Source organism: Magnetospirillum fulvum, assembly GCF_900108475.1.
Classification (GTDB): domain Bacteria; phylum Pseudomonadota; class Alphaproteobacteria; order Rhodospirillales; family Magnetospirillaceae; genus Phaeospirillum; species Phaeospirillum fulvum_A.
The window spans coordinates 61,055-81,877 of sequence record NZ_FNWO01000002.1; the positions used below are offsets into that span (position 1 = coordinate 61,055).

The 20,823-nt window shown below is 66.2% G+C and carries 25 protein-coding genes; 13 read left to right on the forward strand and 12 right to left on the reverse strand.

Annotated features, from left to right (window positions below; translation table 11 throughout):
• Window positions 1-5: 5 nt before the first annotated feature.
• From atpD to BLW40_RS02415, 4 genes are all read left to right on the forward strand, one after another.
• Window positions 6-1,430 (forward strand): F0F1 ATP synthase subunit beta, encoded by a 1,425-nt coding sequence (gene atpD, locus BLW40_RS02400; protein ID WP_074765770.1) that lies wholly within the window; start codon window positions 6-8, stop codon window positions 1,428-1,430.
• 17 nt (window positions 1,431-1,447) lie between these two features.
• Entirely contained in the window at window positions 1,448-1,849 is a 402-nt protein-coding gene (gene atpC / locus BLW40_RS02405) for an ATP synthase F1 subunit epsilon (protein WP_074765202.1), read from the forward strand.
• Between the two features lie 133 nt (window positions 1,850-1,982).
• Entirely contained in the window at window positions 1,983-2,585 is a 603-nt protein-coding gene (locus BLW40_RS02410) for an NMCC_0638 family (lipo)protein (protein WP_074765204.1), read from the forward strand.
• Complete coding sequence (locus BLW40_RS02415) at window positions 2,582-3,205, forward strand: hypothetical protein (RefSeq protein WP_074765206.1); 624 nt, start codon at window positions 2,582-2,584, stop codon at window positions 3,203-3,205. The genes BLW40_RS02410 and BLW40_RS02415 overlap by 4 nt, the downstream gene beginning before the upstream one ends.
• Here BLW40_RS02415 and gmhB read toward each other — a convergent pair.
• The 4 genes from gmhB to BLW40_RS02435 all read right to left on the reverse strand — a co-directional run bounded on the left by gmhB (window position 3,185) and on the right by BLW40_RS02435 (window position 8,302).
• Window positions 3,185-3,757, reverse strand: a complete 573-nt coding sequence (gene gmhB / locus BLW40_RS02420) for a D-glycero-beta-D-manno-heptose 1,7-bisphosphate 7-phosphatase (RefSeq protein WP_074765208.1) — start codon at window positions 3,755-3,757, stop codon at window positions 3,185-3,187. The two genes, BLW40_RS02415 and gmhB, sit on opposite strands and share 21 nt — an antisense overlap.
• A gap of 4 nt (window positions 3,758-3,761) precedes the next feature.
• Window positions 3,762-5,048 carry an RsmB/NOP family class I SAM-dependent RNA methyltransferase gene (locus BLW40_RS02425; protein WP_074765210.1) on the reverse strand — a complete coding sequence of 429 codons (1,287 nt, stop codon included), beginning with the start codon at window positions 5,046-5,048 and terminating at the stop codon, window positions 3,762-3,764.
• A 3-nt stretch (window positions 5,049-5,051) separates the two neighbouring features.
• Window positions 5,052-6,626, reverse strand: coding sequence for a hypothetical protein (locus BLW40_RS02430; protein WP_074765212.1), 1,575 nt, complete (start codon window positions 6,624-6,626; stop codon window positions 5,052-5,054).
• 92 nt (window positions 6,627-6,718) lie between these two features.
• On the reverse strand, window positions 6,719-8,302 hold the full coding sequence (locus BLW40_RS02435) for a lysine--tRNA ligase (RefSeq protein WP_074765214.1): 1,584 nt from the start codon (window positions 8,300-8,302) through the stop codon (window positions 6,719-6,721).
• Window positions 8,303-8,565: 263 nt separating this feature from the next.
• On the opposite strand from BLW40_RS02435, the gene BLW40_RS02440 reads away from it, so the two are divergent.
• Window positions 8,566-9,756 carry a M23 family metallopeptidase gene (locus tag BLW40_RS02440; protein WP_074765216.1) on the forward strand — a complete coding sequence of 397 codons (1,191 nt, stop codon included), beginning with the start codon at window positions 8,566-8,568 and terminating at the stop codon, window positions 9,754-9,756.
• Window positions 9,737-10,237 carry a bactofilin family protein gene (locus BLW40_RS02445; RefSeq protein WP_074765218.1) on the forward strand — a complete coding sequence of 167 codons (501 nt, stop codon included), beginning with the start codon at window positions 9,737-9,739 and terminating at the stop codon, window positions 10,235-10,237. Before BLW40_RS02440 ends, BLW40_RS02445 begins: the two co-directional genes overlap by 20 nt.
• A 39-nt stretch (window positions 10,238-10,276) precedes the next feature.
• Here the strand turns inward: BLW40_RS02445 and BLW40_RS02450 are convergent, their stop codons facing one another.
• The gene (locus tag BLW40_RS02450) at window positions 10,277-10,576 is read right to left on the reverse strand and encodes a hypothetical protein (protein ID WP_074765220.1); all 300 of its coding nucleotides are present in this window, start codon (window positions 10,574-10,576) and stop codon (window positions 10,277-10,279) included.
• Window positions 10,577-10,722: 146 nt separating this feature from the next.
• Here BLW40_RS02450 and ccmA point away from each other — a divergent pair, with 146 nt between their 5' ends.
• Window positions 10,723-11,400 (forward strand): heme ABC exporter ATP-binding protein CcmA, encoded by a 678-nt coding sequence (gene ccmA / locus BLW40_RS02455; RefSeq protein ID WP_074765222.1) that lies wholly within the window; start codon window positions 10,723-10,725, stop codon window positions 11,398-11,400.
• Window positions 11,397-12,062, forward strand: a complete 666-nt coding sequence (gene ccmB, locus BLW40_RS02460) for a heme exporter protein CcmB (protein WP_074765223.1) — start codon at window positions 11,397-11,399, stop codon at window positions 12,060-12,062. The genes ccmA and ccmB overlap by 4 nt, the downstream gene beginning before the upstream one ends.
• On the opposite strand, the gene BLW40_RS02465 is transcribed toward ccmB, so the two are convergent.
• Window positions 12,063-12,539, reverse strand: a complete 477-nt coding sequence (locus BLW40_RS02465) for a bacteriohemerythrin (RefSeq protein ID WP_074765225.1) — start codon at window positions 12,537-12,539, stop codon at window positions 12,063-12,065. It lies immediately after the preceding gene.
• Window positions 12,540-12,744: 205 nt separating this feature from the next.
• Here BLW40_RS02465 and BLW40_RS02470 point away from each other — a divergent pair, with 205 nt between their 5' ends.
• From BLW40_RS02470 to BLW40_RS02480, 3 genes are all read left to right on the forward strand, one after another.
• On the forward strand, window positions 12,745-13,539 hold the full coding sequence (locus BLW40_RS02470; protein WP_074765227.1) for an MlaA family lipoprotein: 795 nt from the start codon (window positions 12,745-12,747) through the stop codon (window positions 13,537-13,539).
• Window positions 13,536-14,183, forward strand: coding sequence for an MlaC/ttg2D family ABC transporter substrate-binding protein (locus BLW40_RS02475; RefSeq protein WP_074765229.1), 648 nt, complete (start codon window positions 13,536-13,538; stop codon window positions 14,181-14,183). The genes BLW40_RS02470 and BLW40_RS02475 overlap by 4 nt, the downstream gene beginning before the upstream one ends.
• A 78-nt stretch (window positions 14,184-14,261) precedes the next feature.
• Complete coding sequence (locus tag BLW40_RS02480) at window positions 14,262-14,870, forward strand: TetR/AcrR family transcriptional regulator (protein WP_074765231.1); 609 nt, start codon at window positions 14,262-14,264, stop codon at window positions 14,868-14,870.
• A gap of 99 nt (window positions 14,871-14,969) precedes the next feature.
• Here the strand turns inward: BLW40_RS02480 and BLW40_RS02485 are convergent, their stop codons facing one another.
• The 5 genes from BLW40_RS02485 to cobT all read right to left on the reverse strand — a co-directional run bounded on the left by BLW40_RS02485 (window position 14,970) and on the right by cobT (window position 18,419).
• Entirely contained in the window at window positions 14,970-15,410 is a 441-nt protein-coding gene (locus tag BLW40_RS02485) for a phasin family protein (RefSeq protein WP_074765772.1), read from the reverse strand.
• A 136-nt stretch (window positions 15,411-15,546) separates the two neighbouring features.
• Window positions 15,547-16,341, reverse strand: coding sequence for a pyrroline-5-carboxylate reductase (proC, locus tag BLW40_RS02490; RefSeq protein WP_074765232.1), 795 nt, complete (start codon window positions 16,339-16,341; stop codon window positions 15,547-15,549).
• Window positions 16,342-16,362: 21 nt separating this feature from the next.
• Window positions 16,363-16,869: a type III secretion system chaperone family protein gene (locus tag BLW40_RS02495; RefSeq protein WP_074765234.1), complete on the reverse strand. Its 507-nt coding sequence runs from the start codon at window positions 16,867-16,869 to the stop codon at window positions 16,363-16,365.
• Window positions 16,870-17,035: 166 nt separating this feature from the next.
• Window positions 17,036-17,302: an accessory factor UbiK family protein gene (locus tag BLW40_RS02500; RefSeq protein WP_074765236.1), complete on the reverse strand. Its 267-nt coding sequence runs from the start codon at window positions 17,300-17,302 to the stop codon at window positions 17,036-17,038.
• A gap of 103 nt (window positions 17,303-17,405) precedes the next feature.
• Window positions 17,406-18,419: a nicotinate-nucleotide--dimethylbenzimidazole phosphoribosyltransferase gene (gene cobT / locus BLW40_RS02505; protein ID WP_074765238.1), complete on the reverse strand. Its 1,014-nt coding sequence runs from the start codon at window positions 18,417-18,419 to the stop codon at window positions 17,406-17,408.
• A 56-nt stretch (window positions 18,420-18,475) separates the two neighbouring features.
• Between cobT and cobS the strand changes: the two genes are divergently transcribed.
• Complete coding sequence (cobS, locus tag BLW40_RS02510) at window positions 18,476-19,261, forward strand: adenosylcobinamide-GDP ribazoletransferase (protein ID WP_074765240.1); 786 nt, start codon at window positions 18,476-18,478, stop codon at window positions 19,259-19,261.
• Between the two features lies 1 nt (window position 19,262).
• On the opposite strand, the gene BLW40_RS02515 is transcribed toward cobS, so the two are convergent.
• Complete coding sequence (locus tag BLW40_RS02515; RefSeq protein WP_074765242.1) at window positions 19,263-20,114, reverse strand: 23S rRNA (adenine(2030)-N(6))-methyltransferase RlmJ; 852 nt, start codon at window positions 20,112-20,114, stop codon at window positions 19,263-19,265.
• A 150-nt stretch (window positions 20,115-20,264) separates the two neighbouring features.
• Between BLW40_RS02515 and BLW40_RS02520 the strand changes: the two genes are divergently transcribed.
• Window positions 20,265-20,789 carry a PAS domain-containing protein gene (locus tag BLW40_RS02520; RefSeq protein WP_074765244.1) on the forward strand — a complete coding sequence of 175 codons (525 nt, stop codon included), beginning with the start codon at window positions 20,265-20,267 and terminating at the stop codon, window positions 20,787-20,789.
• Window positions 20,790-20,823 lie beyond the last annotated feature (34 nt).

The window sequence follows — 20,823 nt, forward strand, 5'->3', positions numbered from 1 at the left end:
ACACCATGGCAATCAACAATGTCGGCACGATCACCCAGGTCCTGGGCGCGGTCGTGGACGTGCGCTTCGAAGGCCCGCTGCCGGCCATTCTGAACGCGCTCGAGCTGGAACATCAGGGCCGCAAGCTGGTGCTGGAAGTCGCCCAGCATCTGGGCGAGTCCACCGTGCGGACCATCGCCATGGACTCGACCGACGGTCTGACCCGTGGTGCCCAGGCGGTCGATACCGGAACCGCGATCCGCGTTCCGGTCGGCCCCGAGACCCTGGGCCGCATCATGAACGTGATCGGCGAGCCGATCGACGAGCGTGGCCCGATCAACGCCAAGTCGAGCGCGCCGATCCACGCCGAAGCGCCCGAATTCATCGAGCAGTCGACCGAGACCGAAATTCTCGTCACCGGCATTAAGGTCATCGATCTGCTGGCCCCCTACGCCAAGGGCGGTAAGGTCGGCCTGTTCGGCGGCGCCGGTGTCGGCAAGACCGTTCTGATCATGGAACTGATCAACAACATCGCCAAGGCGCACGGCGGTTACTCGGTGTTCGCCGGTGTCGGCGAGCGTACCCGCGAGGGCAACGATCTCTATCACGAGATGATCGAGTCGAACGTCATTAAGCTGGACGGCCCCGGTTCGAAGGTCGCCCTGGTCTATGGCCAGATGAACGAGCCGCCGGGCGCCCGCGCCCGCGTCGCCCTGTCCGGCCTGACCGTGGCGGAATATTTCCGCGACGTCGAAGCCCAGGACGTGCTGTTCTTCGTCGATAACATCTTCCGCTTCACCCAGGCCGGTTCGGAAGTGTCGGCTCTGCTGGGCCGCATCCCGTCGGCGGTGGGCTATCAGCCCACTCTCGCCACCGACATGGGCGCGTTGCAGGAGCGGATCACCTCGACCAAGAAGGGTTCGATCACCTCGGTCCAGGCGATTTACGTCCCGGCCGACGATCTCACCGATCCGGCTCCGGCCACCTCGTTCGCCCACTTGGACGCCACCACCGTTCTGTCGCGTCAGATCGCCGAGCTGGGTATCTACCCGGCGGTCGATCCGCTCGACTCGACCTCGCGCGTCCTCGACCCCCGCGTCGTCGGCAAGGAGCATTACGAGACCGCTCGCGAAGTGCAGCGCATCCTCCAGACCTACAAGTCGCTTCAGGACATCATCGCCATCCTTGGCATGGATGAACTGTCGGAAGAGGACAAGCTGATCGTCGCCCGCGCTCGTAAGATCCAGCGCTTCCTGTCGCAGCCCTTCCACGTCGCCGAAGTCTTCACCGGCTCGCCGGGCAAGCTGGTGTCGCTGGAAGAGACCATCAAGGGCTTCAAGGCGATCATCGCCGGCGAGTACGATCACCTGCCCGAATCCGCCTTCTACATGGTCGGCGGCATCGACGAGGCGATCGAGAAGGCCAAGAAGATGGCCGCCGAAGCCGCCTGACGTAAAGGAACATCGGCATGGCCGAGAAGATCCAGTTCGAATTGGTGTCGCCGGCAAAGCTCTTGTTGTCAGAGCCGGTGGAAATGGTGGTGGTTCCGGGTGAGGACGGCGATTTCGGCGCCCTCCCCCTCCATGCCCCGTTGATTTCCACCGTGCGCCCCGGTGTCATCGACATCCATAACGACGGCAAGGTCACCAACCGGATCTTCATCGCCGGTGGCTTTGCCGAAGTCACCGGCGAGCGGGTCACCGTTCTGGCGGAAGAAGCCTTTCCGCTGACCGAGTTGACCAGCGAGATCGCGGACGAACGTCGTGCCGCCGCCGACCTCGCCGTCACCGATGCGCAGACCGACCTGGATCGCAGCCGGGCGGCCCGCCAGGTGGCGATCGCCGACGCGATGGTCATCGCCCTGCGCTGACCGTCCGCCGACCTTGATCGAGTACGGCCCGGGGCCGCTCTCTGCCGAGAGCGGCCCCGGTGCGTTTCGGGCCGCCGCTTCCCCCCTCTCCCGGGCTTGAACCGGGCGGCGGGCTGTGGTCTGCTGATCCCCCATGAATATCTTGCACAAAGCCACCACGGTCGGTCTTCTGGCCGCGTCGCTCGTCCTGGCTGCTGCGCCGCGTCCGGCCGAGGCCGCCGAGTCTTCGGACAGCGTCGAGGTTGCGACCCGGACCTTCCTGCTGGGCTGCGTCGCCTATGTCGGCGATTACACCCGCCTGCGCGATAATCTTCGCCCGGGGCGGGAGATGTTTCTCCCTGAACTCTCCCCCGCCCAAGCCCGCCCCTTCCTTCAGGGCCGCGAGGGCTCGGCCTGGGCCAGACCTGACGCCGGGGTTACCCTCGCCTTGCTGAAAGCCGACGACACCTGCATCGTCTTCGTCCGCAAGGTCGCGACCGACGGATTGTACCGCCGCCTGGAAGGCGATCTGCGCGCCAGTCTGGGCAAGTCCTTCTCGGTCCGGGCCGCTGGCGAGGAGAGCAAAGGGCCGATGCGGTCACGCTTCATCGACCTTGCCCCGACCGGCTCGTATCGCGACGATCTAATCCGGCTCTACAAGACCGAACCGGCGGGGATGCGGGTGATCCTCACCACCTCGGAGACGGCCAATCCCGACCTTCAGGCGATCATCACCCTTGGCGCGAGGTCCCCATGAGACAGAGTCTGGTTCTGACACTGCTGTCGCTGCTGTGCGCCGCCCCGGCCTTGGCCCAGACCGCCCCCGGTCTCGATCCCGCTCTCGTCCGCGATCAGACCAGCCGGTTGGCGGCGGCGGTGTTGGGCCAGATCTGCCTGATCAATATCGGCGATAGCGCCGGAACCCTGGCCAGCGCCGCGCCGGGGGGCGAGTTCGGCTTCATCGACGTCCCCGCCGACGTCTCCGCCGCCTTGCTGGGCGAGCGGAGCGGCAGCGTCCGGGTGCTGCGCCGGGCCGGATTGGGGGCGATCACCTTGGTGGTGACCCAGGACGGCCAATGCTCGGTGTTGGCGGAGTTCGCCGATCCCGCCGCGCTGCGCCGCTACCTCGTCGCGATGGTCGAGCGCGGCGGGCTGAAAGACGGCGGTCTGTTGCAGCCGCTCGACAGCCGCGAAACCGAGGGAATGACCCTCACCGATTATGCCCTCAACCCGACCGGGTGGTTCGCCAAAATCCTCGCCAAACGCTTTGGCGGCGACGGGAGCGCTCCGGTGGCGATGATGACCCTGGTCTCGCCGCCCGGCCGCTCCGCGATGGAAGCGGTTTTGTCGGTCCGGTTAGTGCGAGACGGGAAGTAGCCCGCGCGGGCTGACTTCCCCGACCAGCCGCTCGATCTCATCCACCGCCGCGGCAAGATCATCGACGATATAATCGGCGCGTGTGGTCGCGACCGCCTTGGCGCCATGGCCGGTGCGGACCAGGAAACTGACGGCGCCGACACCGTGCCCCAACTCGACATCGACCTCTTTATCGCCGACGACGAAAGCCTGGGCCGGATCGAAGCGATGGTCGGCGACCGCCTGGAGGATCATGCCGGGGCGCGGCTTGCGGCAGGTGCACTCTTCGTCGGGACCATGCGGGCAGACGTAAAGGCCATCAATATGCGCCCCGTCGAGGGCGAGCAATTCGCCAAGACGGCGATGGATCGCCGCCAGCCGGTCGAGATCGAAATAGCCCCGCGCGATGCCCGACTGGTTGGTGACCACCACCACCCCCAGCCCAAGCTGGTTCAGCCGTCGCACCGCCTCCCCCGCGCCGGGATACAATTCAAGCTGGTCGGGATCGGACAAATAATGCTTTTCGACGTTGAGAGTCCCGTCGCGGTCGATCAAAACGAATCGGCGGCTCATCGGCTTAGACCCGGCGCAGACGGGCGGCGAAGAAGGCATCCATGCCCCCCTTCTCCCCCAGGTGACAGGGCAGCGTGCGCAGATCGCCCGCCGGATTGATCAGGTCGGCCAGTCCGCCGACCTCGTCGGGGCGGATCGGCACCCGCTCCAGCGGCGCTCCGGCGGCCAGGGCGCGTTCGATCTGGTCGATGCCTTCCTGCGGTTCCAGCGAACAGACGCAATAAATCAGCGTCCCGCCGGGGGCAAGCAACGCGGTCGCCGCCTCGAACAGCCGGGCCTGGGCGGCGGACAGTTTGGTGACGTCGGCCGGGCTTTTGTGGCGGGCGACGTCGGGATGGCGGCGCAATGTTCCGGTGGCGGAACAAGGCGCGTCGAGCAGAACGGCGTCGAACGTCTCGCCCGGAGCCCAGGCGGCGGCATCGGCGGCGACGATGGTGGCCGACAGCCCCAGCCGGGCCAGATTGTCGGACAGCCGCGCCAGCCGGGGAGCCGAGCGGTCGAGCGCGGTCACCACCGCTCCGGCCGAGGCCAGTTGCAGCGCCTTGCCGCCCGGAGCGGCGCACAGATCGACGACGCGCTTGCCCCGGATGTCGCCGAACAGCCGCGCCGGGAGGGCAGCGGCGGCGTCTTGAATCCACCAGCCACCTTCGTCGAATCCAGCCAGCCGCGACACCGCCCCGCCGCCGCTGCGCCGAAGCGAGCCGGTGGGGAGAATCTCGGCCTCCAGCCGGGCGGCCCAGCCCTCGGGATCGGCCGCGACGGTGATATCGACCGGCGCCTCGGTCAGATGGGCGGTGGCGATGGCGTGGGCAACCTCGTCGCCATAGGCGGCCGACCACGACCGCCACAGCCAGTCCGGGGTATCGAGCCGGGCGGCATCCTGGGCCGCGATCATCTCGGCCCCGTCGCGCGACAGGCGGCGCAACACCGCGTTGATCAGCCCGGTGAACCCGGCCATCGGGGTGTGCTTGACCAGATCGACGGTGGTCGAGATCGCCGCATGCGGCGGCAGATCGAGGAACAGCAACTGACAGACGCCCAGCCGCAACGCGTGACAGGCCATCACCGCGCGCGGCCCGAGCGGACGGTCGAGACAAAGCGCGATCAGAGCGTCGATCTGGCCCAGGCGGCGCAGGGTGGTGGCCAGCAGCATCCGGACGAAGGCGCGGTCGCGCTCGTCCAGCGCCGACAGGCGGCGGTCTTCGAGCATGTCGTCGAGCAGACGGTCGCGGTCGAGGATGGCGGAAAAAAGCTCAAGAGCAAGGGCACGGGGAGTCGGCTTGGGCGCCATGGATTACCTTTGTGGATCGTCAAGCCAATGCGGTTCGACCACCGAGCGGGTCTTGCGGCTTTCGGCCAGTTTGCGGACATGGGCCAGGTTGCGCGCCGCCACCTTGGCCGGGCGCTTCGCGCCTTGGGTCTGGAACACCTCCAGCGCGGAGGAGAGGGCGAGTTCGGCCTCGATCAGATGGCCGCCGCCCTCGGAATGACGGTCGAGCAGGAATAAGGCCGAGCCCAGGGTGTTCTGGGTCGCCGCCCAGGCCAGCGGGGTCCGCTCGCGGCTGCGGATCTCCAGCACCGAATGGCAGGCATCGACCGCCCGCTGCAACACCTCGACATTGCGCAACTGGTCGCCATAGACCTCCAGCACCTGGGCGACGGTGTGCATCACGTCTGCCCAGCGCGTGGGGGTTTCGGTGCGGGAATAGACCTGAAGCGTCGCCTGAAGCGCCTGAAGCGCCTCGCGCAGCAATTCGGTCTGGCCGGTCAGCAGATCGAGCCGGTACAGCGCCGTCCCCAGCCGCACCTGCGTCGCCGCCCAATCCTGCGGCATCACGGCGCGGGGCAGGGTTTCCGCCGCCGCGCGCCATTCGCGGATCGCCTCTTCGAGCAGCGGGGCGGGTTCCTTCGAGCGGTCAGCCTTGGCGGCGATCGCGGCGGCGATGTGGCGATGGATCAATCCGCCTTCCCAGCCGGGATCGGTCCGTCCCAGCCGCCGCTCGGCCTGGCGATAGGCGTTGATCGCCTTGTCGGCCCAGGTGACGGCCTGCTCGGCTGGCGCGATCGCGGCAGCGGCGGCGGCGATATGGCCGAACAGCATCTGCACCGACCGCTGCTGCGGCATCGCCATCTGCACCGGCGGCTTGGTAGCCAGCGGTTCGGCGGCGGTAGCGGCAGGGAGCAGCAGACGGCGGAGCGCCGAGCGGCGGGGCTCGCTGCCCGGATCGCCCGCCGCCAGCAGGGCGGCGAACAACAGATTGACCACCGGCTCGGACAGGTCGAGCGGCACCTCGATCCGCGTGGTGGGGCCGAATCGCTCTTCGTCGCTGGCGGCGGTCGCCACCCGGAGGCGATAGCCGTCCTTGGTCAGATCCCCCCACACCAGCAGGTCGGCATCCTCCTCGACGACGGCATGGCGGGTGTTCATCGTCACCGCGGCGACCTGGGAGGGATCTTCCAGTCCGTCGAGAGCGAACAGCTTGGGCAGCGCCTTGACCTTCAACGCGGTCCGCGCCGAGAGCGCCTGATTGAGCCGGGTCGCCGCCGCCCCGTCGGCATCGTTGCCCAGCGCCGCGACCAGCACGGTCAGCACGGGGGGATCGGGCAGTGGTTGGACCGGCTGAGGCGGCGTCGGCGGCTTGGGCCGCAACAGGCCGGTCAGCATTTCCATCAGGCTTTGCCGCAAGGTCCGGGTCAGTTCCGCCGCAGCGGGAGCGGGAGCGGGAGACGGCGGCGCGGCAATGGGATCGGGCTTGGCCGCATCGGCGCGCAGGGTCGCAACGGGAGTGCCGCCGCCGGTCTGTCCCGCCAGCGCGCGTGCCCGCTTCAGCCGTTCCGCCCGTTTGTCGCCGTCATCCTCGTTGGCCATGGCGTACCCTATACGGCACCGGCGCGATGGGGGCAACCGGCCCGGCGCGAAACGGGGCGATCGCCGCCTGCGACCGCCCCGCCGGTGAGGCTTTAGATTGCTTCGCCCCGGATCGCCTTGTCGAGCAGGGCGACGGTTTCCGGGATCCCGTAGAGACGGATGAAGCTGCCCAGGCGCGGCCCCTGCTCGGCCCCCAGCAGCACCTCGTAACAGGCCTTGAACCACGCCTTGAGGTCGGCAAAGCAGGGACGCTTGCCGATCTCATAGACCAGGGACTGGAGATCCTCGACCGAGGCATCGGCGGGCAACGCCTCCAGCCCGGCCTTCAGCGCGGCGAAGGCCTCGGCCTCGTCCGCCGTCGCGGTGCGGTAGCGCAGCGAGGGTTTGACGAAATCGCGGTAATAGGCGATCGCGTAGCCGACCAGCGAATCGAGGATCGGCGAGGTCTCGGGACTGGCTCCGGGCGCATAGCGGCGGATGAAGCCCCACAACACCGCCGGGTCTTCGGAATGGCAGACGCTGGCGAGGTTCAGCAGGATGCCGAAGGTCAGGTGGGCTTCTTCGCGGGGCGGCTCACCGGCATGGATGTGCCATACCGGGTTTTCCAGCCGCTTGGCCTCGTCCTCGGCGGAGAACTTGGCCAGGAAGGTCAGGTAATCATCGACCGCGCGGGGAATGACGTCGAAATACAGCCGCTTCGCCGCCTTGGGCTTCTGGAACATGAACAGGGCAAGGCTTTCCGGCGGGGCGTATTTCAGCCATTCCTCAACGGCGAGGCCGTTGCCCTTCGATTTCGAGATCTTCTGCCCCTTGTCGTCGAGGAACAGTTCGTAGGTCAGGGTCTGCGGCGGCTGGCCGCCGAGAATGCGGGCGATCCGGGTCGATAGCTCGACCGAGGGAATCAGATCCTTGCCGCTCATCTCGTAATCGACGCCGAGCGCGACCCAGCGCATCCCCCAATCGGCCTTCCATTGCAGCTTGCACTGCCCGCCGGTCACCGGGGTTTCGACCAGGGTGCCGTCGGTGTCGCGATAGACGATGGTGCCGTCATCGGGCCGGGTCTCGACCACCGGCACCTGCAACACGATCCCGGTCTTGGGGCAGACCGGCAGGAACGGCGAATAGGTGGCGCGGCGTTCTTCGCCCAAAGTCGGCAGGACGACGTTGATGACCTCGTCATAATGACGCAGCACGCCGAGCAGCGCCTGATCGTAACGACCGGACGTGTACCAGTCGGTCGCCGACTGGAACTCGTACTCGAAGCCGAACGCGTCGAGGAACGAACGCAGCCGGGCGTTGTTGTGGTGGCCGAAGCTTTCATGGGTGCCGAACGGATCGGGAATCGAGGTCAGCGGCTTGCCGAGATGGGCGCGCACCATTTCCTTGTTCGGGATATTGTCGGGCACCTTGCGCAGGCCGTCCATATCGTCGGAAAAGGCGAACAGGCGGGTCGGGATCTCGGGTGCCAGCAGGGAAAAGGCCCGGCGGACCATCGTGGTGCGGACCACCTCGCCGAAGGTGCCGATATGAGGCAGGCCCGACGGGCCGTAGCCCGTCTCGAACAAAACATAGCCTTTATCCGGTTTTTTCCCCTGCAACCGGCCGTCCAACAGAGCGCGGGCTTCCTGGAACGGCCAGGCGGCGGCGGTACGGGCAAGGTCGCGAAGATCGGGCATTTTCTAGAACTTCCAGAAGACGGATAAAGCCGGTGACGATATTCCCGCCGGGCGGGCGCGTCAATCGTCAGCCCGGAAATCGGCCAAAACGGCACATTTGGACACCCTTCGACACCGCACGACCAACATTCGGCTTGCCCGGATCAGGAGTTCTTACCTATAGGTTAGCGTCGGAAGGCTGACTACACTGAACTAACCCGGAGCAGGATCGATGACGCCAACCGGCTGCTTTCGACCCAGGCTGTCACAGGGGGGCTGATAAGGTGAGGGACCAGCGAACGATCCGGGCAGCCGAACGGCGCCTCAAGGCGATTCGTCGTGCCTTTATCGTCGCCGTACCCGAATCCCGGGTTTTGATCCGCCGCGCCGATGGCTCTGCGGTTCAAGTCGCCCTGGGACGGGGGCGGCTGGTCGCGTTGGGGGCAGCGATCTTCGGCTGCGCGCTGTGGGCCGCCGTGTCCACCCTGATGCTGCTGCATCATCCCGAGGAACTGGTCCAGCGCGAGCAGCGCCTGGAAGAGATGCTGTCGGCCACCCATTCCGCCCAGCAGCGGCTGCTTGCCTCGCAGAAGATGGTCGCCGACATCACCCGCGAAGTCGATCTGGTCCAATCCAGCTTGATGGTTCTGGCCGAATCCAATGCCGCCCTGGTCAAGGGCGCCCCCGAAAAGAATCGTCCCTCCCCTCCCCTGCCTGTCGCCGAGCCGGTCCGCCCCGACGATTCCGCCGCCGATGCCGAGGTCCGCGCCGTTCGCGATCAGGTCCGGCGGCTGGAAACCTCGCTGGAGCGGCTGCGTCTGGCCTATGCCCAGGCGGTGCAAAGCACCAGCGACGCCGCCGCCGCCCGTATTTCCGACGCCGAACATTCGCTGGCCCGACTGGGGATTGATCCCGGGCGGGTGATCGAGTCGCACCGCCCCGAACATGGGCGCGGCGGTCCGTTCGTGCCGATCAACGCGACCGCGACCGAACCCGGCCTGAACGGCCTGCTCGACCGGCTCGACCGCTGGAGCGGGGTCAAGGCGGCGATGCTGACAATGCCGCTCGGCGATCCGATTCATGCCGAGTACGAGGTCAGTTCGGTCTTTGGTCGCCGCAACGATCCGATCAACCGTCGCACCGGCATTCACGAAGGCGTCGATCTGACCGCCCCGTTCGGCACCCCGGTCCACGCCACCGGCGAGGGGCAGGTGCTGTTCGCCGGGCCGTGGGACCGCTATGGCCTGGCCGTCGAGATTGATCACGGCGGTGGCGTCACCACCCGCTATGCCCACCTGTCGCGCATCCTGGTCCGCGAAGGCCAGCATGTCAGCCGCTCGACCGCGATCGGTCTGCTCGGCAATACCGGCCGCTCGACCGGCCCCCATCTCCATTACGAAGTCCGTCTGTCCGAAGTCCCCCGTGACCCCCTCAAATTCATCGCGGCAGGTGACCATGCTCTCAAGATTTGGTAAGGGCGGCAACGGGTCGTCGCCGCGCAAAGCGGCAAGCGGCCAGACCCTCTCTCTGATCGGTGCCGACGTCCGCATCGTCGGCAACATCTCGACCGAGGGCGAAATTCAGATCGACGGACAATTGGAGGGCGACATCGCCTGCCGTCATCTGCTGATCGGCGAAACCGGGCGCATCACCGGCGAGGTCACCGCCGAAACCACCCGCGTCCATGGTGAGGTGACCGGCAAGATCACCGCCGGGGCGGTGGTGATCGCCCGGGCCGGACGCATCGCCGGCGACATCATCCATGACAGTATCGAGATCGAGGCCGGGGCGCGGCTCGAAGGCCGCCTGATCCGCAAATCGGCACAGACCGGCGCCGAGTCTACCCCCGCCTTGGCGACGGCGACGGAACCGGCCCGGCTGGCTCCGCCGCGCAAGGAAAAAGACAAGGACAAGGCCGCCGACGGCGATCTGTCCCCCGCCCCCGGTGCCGCCTGAATCCAGGCGGTGGCTCGTGATCGGTAGGGACGGCGGGATTTAGCGGCGGAAGAGCGGGCGACGCCAACGCGGGCGGTGGCGGCAGGTCAAAGTCAGGGTCACGCCCATGGCTCCGACCACGACCCAGGCCGGGAGGTCAAGAACCATCGCCTGGACCGTATCGAACAGGGTGCGCCCGGTTTCGGCGGGATCGGGGGCATGTCCGGCAAGCAGAAGAACGAAATCGGCGGTGATCAGCCCGACATAATCGGCCGGACCCAAGGCCATGACCGCGTCAGCCGATGCCATGATGACGGCGAGACCGACCAGCAGCCACCCCGTCACACGTCCGAAGAGCATGATTTCCCCCTGGGCAAACGAATCATATTATCTTGATTAATGAGGTTTGCTCCGACCCGCCGGTAATTTCAACATTTTTTCCATGGCATTACGTATGCGTAATGTCCGGGCGCAATCCGCTCTCGCCAAGGCGGCGGAATTTTGCCATGGTGCCGCCCATGAGCACCGCCCAATCCCCTCTTTTTCGCGGGTGTGATCTGTCCTGCCGACGCGGCGGGCGGATGGTGTTTTCCCGTCTCGGCTTCACCCTGGAACCGGGGGGGGCGCTGTTGCTGCTCGGTCCCAACGGGTCGGGCAAGTCGAGCCTGCTGCGGGTGCTGGCCGGGCTGTTGCGTCCGTCCGACGGCGTGCTCGAGTGGAACGGCCAGACTCTGACCGAAGACCCCGAGGCCCACGCCGCCCGGACCCATTATCTCGGCCACCACGACGCGATCAAGCCGGTGCTGAGCGTGGCGGAAATGGTGCGGTTCTGGGCCAGACTGCACCGGACCGACTTTGCCCAGGCCGACCGCGCCGCCGAGGCGGCGATCCTGCGCTTCGGCCTTGGGCCTCTTGCCGACATGCCGGGGCGGATGCTGTCGGCGGGACAGAAACGGCGGGTCAATCTGGCCCGATTGCTGGCCGCGCCCTGCCCGCTGTGGCTGATGGACGAGCCGACCACCGCGCTCGACCGCGCCTCGATCGCGGTGCTGGAGACGGTGCTGGCCGAGCATCGCGCCCAAGGTGGGATGGTGGTGCTGTCGACTCATACCGACATCGTGCTGCCCGACGCCGAAATCTTGTCGCTTGACCGTTTCGCTCCCGCCCCCGAGGGCCTGTCATGAGCCGTTTCGTCGAAGTGGTCCGCCGCGATCTGCGTCTGGCGCTGCGCCAGGGCTCGGACAGCGTGATGGTGGTGACCTTCTTCATCCTGACCGTGATTTTGTTCCCGTTCGGGCTGGGGCCGGAAACCAATCTGCTGGAACGGGTGTCGCCCGGCGTGCTGATGGTCACCGCGCTGTTGGCCTCGATGCTGTCACTCGACCGCTTGTTCCAGGCCGATTACGAAGACGGATCGCTGGAATTGCTGGCAATGTCGCCGATGCCGCTGGAACTAGCGGTCGCGGCCAAGATGCTGGCCCACTGGCTGACCACCGGCCTGCCGCTGATCGTCGTCGCCCCGGTTCTTGCCGTGCTGCTTCACCTGCCCGCCGAGGGCTTCGCTCCCTTGCTGGCGGCAATGGCGCTGGGAACCCCGGTGCTGTCGCTGATCGGCGGCATCGGTGCCGCCCTGGTGCTGGGGGCGCGGCGCGGCGGCGTGCTGCTGTCGCTGCTGATTCTGCCGCTTTATATCCCGGTGCTGATTTTTTCGGTCGGCGCGATTGATGCCGCGATCCAGGGGCTGGAGGCCGGGCCCCATCTGCTGATCCTGGGCGGCGTGTTGATCGCCGCTCTGGCGCTGTCGCCCTGGGTTGCCGCCGCCGCACTGCGTCAGGCGGTCGAGTAATCAGGCACCGAGCAGGGGGCGGTGATCGGTGGCGGAGCGGCGACGCGACGGACTGCCCCGGCGCTTGCGGTTGATCGCCTCGACATAGGGGCGCATCTCGATATCGCCCCGGGTGATGTGGAACACCATCCAGGTGGCAAGCGAATCGCCCAAGGTCCGCAGGATACCGACGCGGATCTGGTCGCTGCCCTCGGCGAAATGGTTGAGCACGGCGTCAAGCCGCTTCAGCAGCATCTGATGGCCCAGGCGGTGAGCCTCGATATCGGGAAAGCCGATGCGATTCTGCAACGCTTCTTCGCGGATAAAATGGCCGAAACAGAGATTGCGAAGCTGCGAGATGGCCGAGACGATGGCTTCGCCGTCGCCCAGGCCGGAGGTGAGGGTTTGCAGTCGGCTGATCAACGCCATCATCGCGCGATGGTCGGCATCGATCCCGTCATCGCCGATCGCAAACGAATCGTCCCAGGCGATCGCCATCGTTCCCTCCCGACCGATACGTTTACGCCCAATTCATTACCATAGCGCGACACCCCCGCATCTGGGAAGCCCGATGGTGGCGCGGCCGGGATGCGGGCCTTTCCGTCTGGACTGTGCTTGGTTTAAATAATAGAATTCCATATGTATTCTAACTGCAACATTGAACGTCCGGCCGTTCCGCCACGATCTTAGGGGTTTACCATCGATGACCGCGCGCCGCCCCAGCCCGAGCACCGCCGCCCGCATTGCTGGATCTATTGTCGCCTTGGGCCTTCTGGCTGGGTGTGCCACCCCGCCGCCTGAATCCGATCCGGAAGCCCGCGCGGAATGGGACCAGGTCAACGACCCGCTCGAGCCGATGAACCGCGAAATCTTCGCCTTCAACGATTTTCTCGACACCTATGCGATCCGCCCCGCCGCCGAGGGCTATCGCACCGTGGTGCCGCAATTCGGCCGCGACCGCATCCACGACGCCCTGGAAAACCTGAAATCGCCGCTGGTGTTCGCCAACGACGTGTTGCAGGGCGAAACCGACCGCGCGGTTCAGACCTTCTTCCGCGCCGCCTTCAATACCACCTTCGGTCTGTTGGGCTTCGTCGATATCGCCACCGAGGCCGGTATCCCCGCCCACGAGGAAGATTTCGGCCAGACCCTGGCCGTGTGGGGATTGGACGAGGGTCCGTATCTGGTGTTGCCCCTGTTCGGCCCGTCCAACCCGCGCGATGCCTTCGGCACCGCCGTCGAATGGTATGGCGACCCGGTCGATCTCGTCCTGGTCAACATGGGCTATGAGTGGGCGACTTGGACCCGGAGCGGTATCTCCGGCCTCGACCGCCGCGAACGGATGATCGACACCTTAGACGACGTCAAGCGGACCTCGCTTGATTACTACGCCTCGTTGCGCTCGCTCTATCGTCAGCATCGGACCTCCGAGATCGCCAACGGCCACGACCGCACCCCGTTCAGCGCCGGTTCTTCTGCGGGGGCCGCGTCCCGATGATCTCACGTCGCCCGTTTTTGCTGGCCGCCCTCGGTGGCGTCTCGTTGCTGGTCTCCCCGTTGCGTCTTGCCGCCGCCGAGGCTCCGGCCGATCCGGCCGCCGCCTTCATCAGCCGTCTGGCCGATGCCGCGATGCAGACGATGGTCGGCAAAGGTGTCCCCGATCAGGAGCGGGCCGCCCGCTTCCGCACCTTGTTCACCACCGATGTCGATCTGGTCGAAATCGGTCGCCGCGTGCTGGGGCGCTATTGGCGGATCGCCACGCCGGAGCAGCAGCAGGAATTCCTGCGTTTGTTCGAAGACATCGTCGTCCTGACCTGGTCGACCCGGTTCAAGGATTACGGCGGCGATTTGCGCCATACCATCGTCGGAACCGTCGATGACGGCGATCGTGGTCTGACCGTCTCCTCGCGGGTCGAGCGCGACCGTCAGCAGCCGATCATGCTGCAATGGCGACTGAAGCGGATCGAGGGCGGATTCCGCGTCGTCGATCTGGTCGTCGAAGGCTCGTCGATGGCCGTCACTTATCAGTCCGAATACGCTTCGGTGATCCGGGCCAAGGGCGACCAGATCGACGGTTTGCTGTCGGCCCTGCGCGCCAAGGTCTCCGATCTTCAGTCCGGCACTTCGGCCGCGCGCAACTGAGCGCGGCCGAAGTCAGGTTTCTCCGCTTCCCTAAACTGAACCGTATGGTTTAGTTTAGGGACTCTGTTGGGAGGAACAATGACCGAATCGATCCGCTGCCCCCGTCCGTCGGCCAAACGCGACGCCATTCTCGACGCCGCGCGCGCCGTGTTTCTGGAAGTCGGCTATGCCGCTGCCAGCATGGACAATGTCGCCGCCCGCGCCGGGGTGTCAAAAGCGACGATTTACGCCCATTTCACCGGCAAGGACGATTTGTTCGGCGCGGTCATTCGCTTGCGCTGCGACCGCAATCTGACCTTTACCTCGGTCGATCCCGGACTCGATGCCCGCGCCACCCTGACCGTGGTTGGCCATCGCCTGATGGATCTGCTGCTGCAACCCGATACGCTGGCGATGTACCGGCTGGTGACCGCCGAAGCCCACCGCCAGCCCGACCTCGCCCGCGCCTTCTATGAATCCGGCCCCGGCACCGGCAAGGGCCAGATTGCCCAGGTGCTTCTCGACCTGTCCCGACGCGGATTGCTGACGGTCGAGGATGCTTGGCAGATGGCCGACCTGTTCACCGGGATGCTCCGCACCGACCTGTTCATGCGGACGATGCTCGGCCTGCCCCAGCCCGAGGACGGCACCGTCGATAAAGCGGTCTCTGCCGCGGTCGAGACGATGCTGCGGGCGTTCGCGCCGTAACGACACTCGGGCGCACTCCATCCACGAAAAAGCCTCCCCCGTCCAAGACGGGAGAGGCTGAAGCGGGCTCTGTGCCGGTCGCTGCGAACGGGTGACGCTCTACGACTTGGACGCCGCCTTGGTGAAGGCTTCGCGGGCCTCATCGAGGCTCTGGCTGAACCGCTTGTTGAGCAGATCGAAGGCGTCCGCATTGGCCTTGGTGATCAGTTCGGTCAGTTCGCGGGCATTGACCAGGGCACGTTCGAACGCGTCCTTGGTCAGCTCGGCCTGACGGGCCGCCTTCTCATGCGGGGCACCCGGCTCGACGATATCCTTGGACAGGTGGGTGACTTCGTCGATCGACTGCCGCAGGATCTCGACCTGGCGCTTGACAACATTCTGAAGCCCTTCGAAAGCCAGCTTGTTGGCCTGGGTCAGCGCCTCGATGTTCTTGCGCTGGCTGGCGACAATGGTTTCGACATCGACACCAGGAACCTTGAAGTCGCCGAGATACTTGCTGACGTCGAAATCGAAAATGTTATCGGTCTGCTTCGCGGCCATGCTGACACCCTCCATCCTCTGCACGATGTTGCAGTGCAGCGAAGAGTGCCAAACCGTCATCGCAGAGTCAACAATTCTGACTCCCCTACGTACATTTCCCCGTTCTTTTTTAAATCATTACGGGGGATGGCCGCGCTTAACCGGCCAATTCGCGGCTGCGATGCTCGGCGGCGGCAAGGGCATCACGCAGCAAGGGGCCGAACCCGGCGGCTTCGTCCATCAGCACCGCCAGCGCGGCGGCGGTGGTGCCGCCCGGGCTGGTGACGGCGCGGCGCAGATCGCCCGCCGAATCGGACGATTGGCGCAGCAGCTCGCCCGAGCCAGAGATGGTGGCGCGGGCCAGACGCACCGCCAGAGCGGGATCGAGCCCCAGGGCGGCCCCCGCCTCGGCCATCGCTTCGGCCAACAGGAAGACATAGGCCGGACCCGAGCCGGACAGAGCGGTGACAGCGTCAATCTGGGCTTCGTCGGCGACCCAGCCGACTTCGCCGACCGCTTCCAGCAACGATTCCGCCAGGGACCGACGATCGGCGGAAACCGTTTCGTCAGCAAAACAGACCGTGATGCCGCGGCGCACCGCCGCAGGCGTGTTGGGCATCGCCCGCACAATCGCCAGATCGTCGCCGAGAGCGCGGCGGAAATAGGCGGTCGGCTTGCCTGCGGCAATCGACAGGAACAAGGTGGAGCCGACGAAGCGGCGATAGGGCGGCAACGCCGCGTCCATCATCTGCGGCTTGACCGCCAGCACGATCACGTCGGGCACGAAACCGGCGGGGATCGCCTCGGCCTCGGTCACCACAGTCACCGGCCCGACCGTGGGACCGGTGGGATCGACCACCACCAGATCGGCGGCGGCAAGGCCGCGATCGAGCCAGCCCGACAACAAAGCCGAGCCCATCCGGCCGCATCCGACCAGAAGCACCTTGGTCATTTCAGTTCGTCCCCGAAATAATTAAGCCTCGCCCGCCGTTTCCAGCATCGACGCCGCGACGGCGTCCCGGGCGCTTTTGCCGCCCCAGATCACGAATTGAAAGGCGGGATAAAAGCGTTCGCACTCGCTGACGGCGATATCGACCAGATCCTCGACCTGTTCCTGCGACAAAGCGGTCCCGCCGCGCAACAGCGAGGTGTGGCGGAACATCGGCACTGCCTCGTCCTCCCACAGGCCGAAATGGCCCAGCCAGAGCTTTTCATTGACGATGGCGAGCAGGTCGCAGATCGGCGTCCGTTTGGACTCGGGCACCTTCATGTCGAACGCACAGGTGAAGTGGATCGCGCCCATATCTTCGCGCCAGGCGAAGTAGAGCGAGTAATTACACCATTTCCCCGGAACCTCGGCGGCCAATTCCTCGTCGCTGCGCCGGTCGAAGGCCCAGTCGTTGGCGGCGACGAATTGTTCGACCAGATCGACCGGGTTGGCCTGAGGCTCGTCGTCGTGACAAGCAGCGGTCAACGTCATGCCGTGAGTCCTCCTTGGCATGGCACCATTCGGCAGAACCGCCCGGAATCAATTTGTTGTATCCGGGCAGCCTGTTTCCGACAAAGGATAGCCTAAGCACAGGCTTTCCGAGGACGCAAGGCAATCCTCGGTCAATGCCTGTGAATTTTTGTGGATAACCGACCGATTACAGTCGGGTATCGCTCGCTTCGGCCAGACGCGCTTCGAGAACCCGGATGCGGGCCTCCAGCGATTCCTGTTCCTGCCGCGCCTTGCGGGCGATGGCGCTGACCACCTCGAACTCTTCACGGGTGACCATGTCAAGGCCAGCGGTGAAGCGCTCGAAATGCTCGCGCAGGCGGGTCTCGACCTCGCCGCGCAGACCCGACAGCGCTCCCAGGGCGCCATTGGCGACGCGGCCGAAATCGTTGAGAAGCGGATTATGGATGGACATGATGATTCCTGGGCTGGAAAATTGCGGCGACATTATGGACAGACTGGCCCCGAAGCGCCAGCCTGTTGATTGTGCGTTTCCTCACCCCTGCCCCAACGAGATGTCAGCCCTTGTCGCTGACACCCGCTTCGTCGAAGGTCGCCATCCCGGTATGGCAGGCGATCGCGCCCCGCAACAGGCCGACCGCCAGCGCCGCGCCCGAGCCTTCGCCCAGCCGCAAGCCGAGGTCGAGCAGCGGGTCGGCCCCCAGCGCCGCCAGCAGACGGCGATGGCCCGGCTCGGCCGAGACATGGGCGACCCGGCAATGATCGAGTGCGCCCGGCCGCGCCGCCTGAAGCGGTGCCACCGCCGCGGTGACGACATAGCCATCGAGCAGCACCGGCACCCGGCGCAACCGCGCCGCCACCGTCGCCCCGGCCAGCGCCACCAGTTCACGGCCGCCCAGGGCACGCAGGATTTCCAGCGGCGGCAGGCCGCGATGACGGGCGACCCCGGCGGCAACCACCTCGATCTTACGGGCCAGCGCGCCGCCTTCGACCCCGGTGCCGCGTCCGGTCCATTCCGACGCCTCGCCGCCATACAGCGCGCAAGCCAGCGCCGCCGCCGGAGTGGTGTTGCCGATCCCCATCTCGCCCAGCACCAGCAGGTCGGCGCCCTCTGGCACCGCGTCGATCCCGGCCTGGAAGGCGCTTGCGAATTCGGCCTCGGTCAAGGCCGGTCCCTGGGTGAAATCGGCGGTCGGCCGGTCGAGGTCGAGCGAGACGACGTCGAGAGCGATGCCGAAGGTCCGGCACAGTTGGTTGATCGCCGCGCCGCCATGTTGGAAGTTGGCGACCATCTGCACCGTCACCTCGGGCGGAAAGGCCGAGACGCCCAGGGCGGCGACGCCGTGATTCCCGGCGAAGATCCGGGCGTAGGGCGCGTCGAGCCGGGGCGGGTGGCGTCCCTGCCAGGTCGACAGCCAGCCCGACAGATCCTCGAGACGACCGAGCGACCCGGCCGGCTTGGTCAGGCGCGGCTCGCGCGCGGCCCAGGCGGCGGCGGCGGCTTCGTCGCCCTCCGGCAGTCGCGCCAACAGGGCGGAAACGTCGTCGAGGCCGGTAATCGTCAGGGTCACGGGTTTGCCCCCAGGAGGTTGCTGTCGAAACAGCTTCGACCTATAACCGAACCATCATGGCCGAGTCACCCCACATTCCCGCGAACCCGCCCCGCGGCTGGCTCGCCGATCTTCATCTTGCCGCCACCTTTTTAACCCGTCTGCCCCTGCCCGATCCGGGCGCGGTGCCGTCGGGCGGGCTGGCCGCCGCAATGCGCTGCTTTCCGCTGGTGGGTGCCGGTCTGGGCCTCGTCGCCGGGCTGATCGCCGCCGCCGCCGTGACCGTGTTGCCGCCGCTGGCCGCCGCGCTGCTGGCGGTGCTGGCGCTGGTGCTGGTCACCGGCGCGCTGCACGAAGACGGGCTGGCCGACTTCGCCGACGGTCTGGGGGCCCGCGGCGGACCGGAGCGGCGGCTAGAGGTGATGCACGATTCCCGCAACGGCACCTTCGGGGTGTTGGCGCTGGTGTTCTCGGTCGCGTTGCGCGCCGCCGCCATCGCCGCGATGACCGGGGCCGCCGCCAAGATCGGCGCTCTGGTCGCCGCCGTGGCTCTGTCGCGCGCCCTGATCCCGGTGGCGATGCGGCGCATTCCCCCCGCCCGCCCCGACGGGCTGGCGGCACTGGCCGGACGTCCCGGCGCCGATTGCGCCCTGGCCGCGATCGCGCTCGGCGTGCTGTTCGCCGGACTGGGTTTGGGGCTGGCGGCTATTCCGGCGATCGCCTGCGCCGGTCTGGCCGGACTGGGCGTCGCCGAACTGGCCCGGCGTCGGCTGGGCGGCTATACCGGCGATGTGCTGGGCGCGGTGGCCCAAAGCTCGGAAATCGCCTTTTTGCTCGCCGCCGCCGCCCTGATCTCGGGATAAATCAACCGCGCAGGTCGGCCTCGGAGACCAACGTCTCCAGGCGATGAAAGCCGCCGTCCGGGGCCAGCACCGACACCAGCCACGGCAGCAGCACCGCCAGATCGCGGTCGAGCCCCCATGGCGGATTGACGACAATCAGGCCGCTGCCGTTCAGCCGGAACGGATCGAGCGGCGGGCGCAGCATCAGCTCGACCGCCAGCGTCTCGACCCCGCCCTCGGCCCGCAGAGCCTCGTACACCCGTTCGACCGGCTCCATCCCCTTGATCGGATACCACACCAGGGTGATCGCGTTGGCCCAGCGCCGCCGGATCCGGCGCAACGCCGACAGCAGGCGCTGGTGCTCGTCCTTGACCTCGAACGGCGGGTCGATCAGCACCACCCCGCGCCGTTCCGGCGGCGGCAGCAGCCCCTTGACCGCGACATAGCCGTCCATGTGATGAATGCCGACGCGGCGGTCGGCGGCAAAGCGGCGGCGCAGCACCGCGACGTCCTCGGGATGCAGTTCGACCAGGGCCAACCGGTCGGTCTCGCGCATCATCCCCCGCACCAGTTCGGGCGATCCGGGGTAGCAGGTGCAGCCACCGGCGGGATTGAGGGCGCGAACTGCGGCGAGATAGGGATCGAGCGCGGCGGGCGGGGCCGAGGCTTCGAGCAAACGAGCGATCCCGCTTCTGAATTCGCCGGTCCGCTGTGCCTCATCCGCCTCCAGGTTGTAAGCCCCGAGCCCGGCATGGGTGTCTAACGCGAAGAACGGCGTGTCTTTTCGCTTTAATGAGGTCACAACCATTGCCAAAACGGCATGTTTGACGACATCGGCAAAATTGCCGGCGTGGTACGCGTGGCGATAATTCATGGCTTATCCGTGAATTTGGTACAATTTGTCGCACGATGTCATAGACCGTAAAGCCATATTTCGTATAGTGTTTAGAGGGCATCGAGCAGCCGGAACGTGTTTGGCGACAATTACCCCCACTTCGTTCTTCTTTTTTGACGCGAGAGCGACATGAGCAAGCAGGATATTCACCTGACTGGCGTGGAACGTACGTTTGGGCGGGACGACATTATCGTCAGCAAGACCGACCCGAAGGGACGGATCATCTATGCCAATGAAGTATTTCTAAGCATCGCTGGCTATACTGAAGATGAGATTCTCGGCGCGCCCCACAGCATCATCCGGCATCCCGAAATGCCGCGCTGCGTGTTCAAGCTTCTGTGGGACACGATCGAATCCGGCAAGGAAATTTTCGCCTATGTCGTTAACCGCGCCAAGAATGGCGACCATTACTGGGTTCTAGCCCACGTGACACCAACCTTCGATAGCTCTGGCAAGATCATCAGCTATCACTCGAACCGCCGGTCGCCCCGACGCGAGGCGGTGGCCAAGGCCGAAGCGCTGTATCGCGAGTTGCTGGCCATCGAGCAGGCTCATTCCGACCGCAAGGCCGGAATGGACGCCGCCTTCCAGGCCATGGTCTCCAAACTGCAAGCGGCGGGACTTCCCTATGATGAATTCGTCTTCACTCTCTAAGGCGCTGGTCGCCGCCGCACTCGCTTCGGTCATC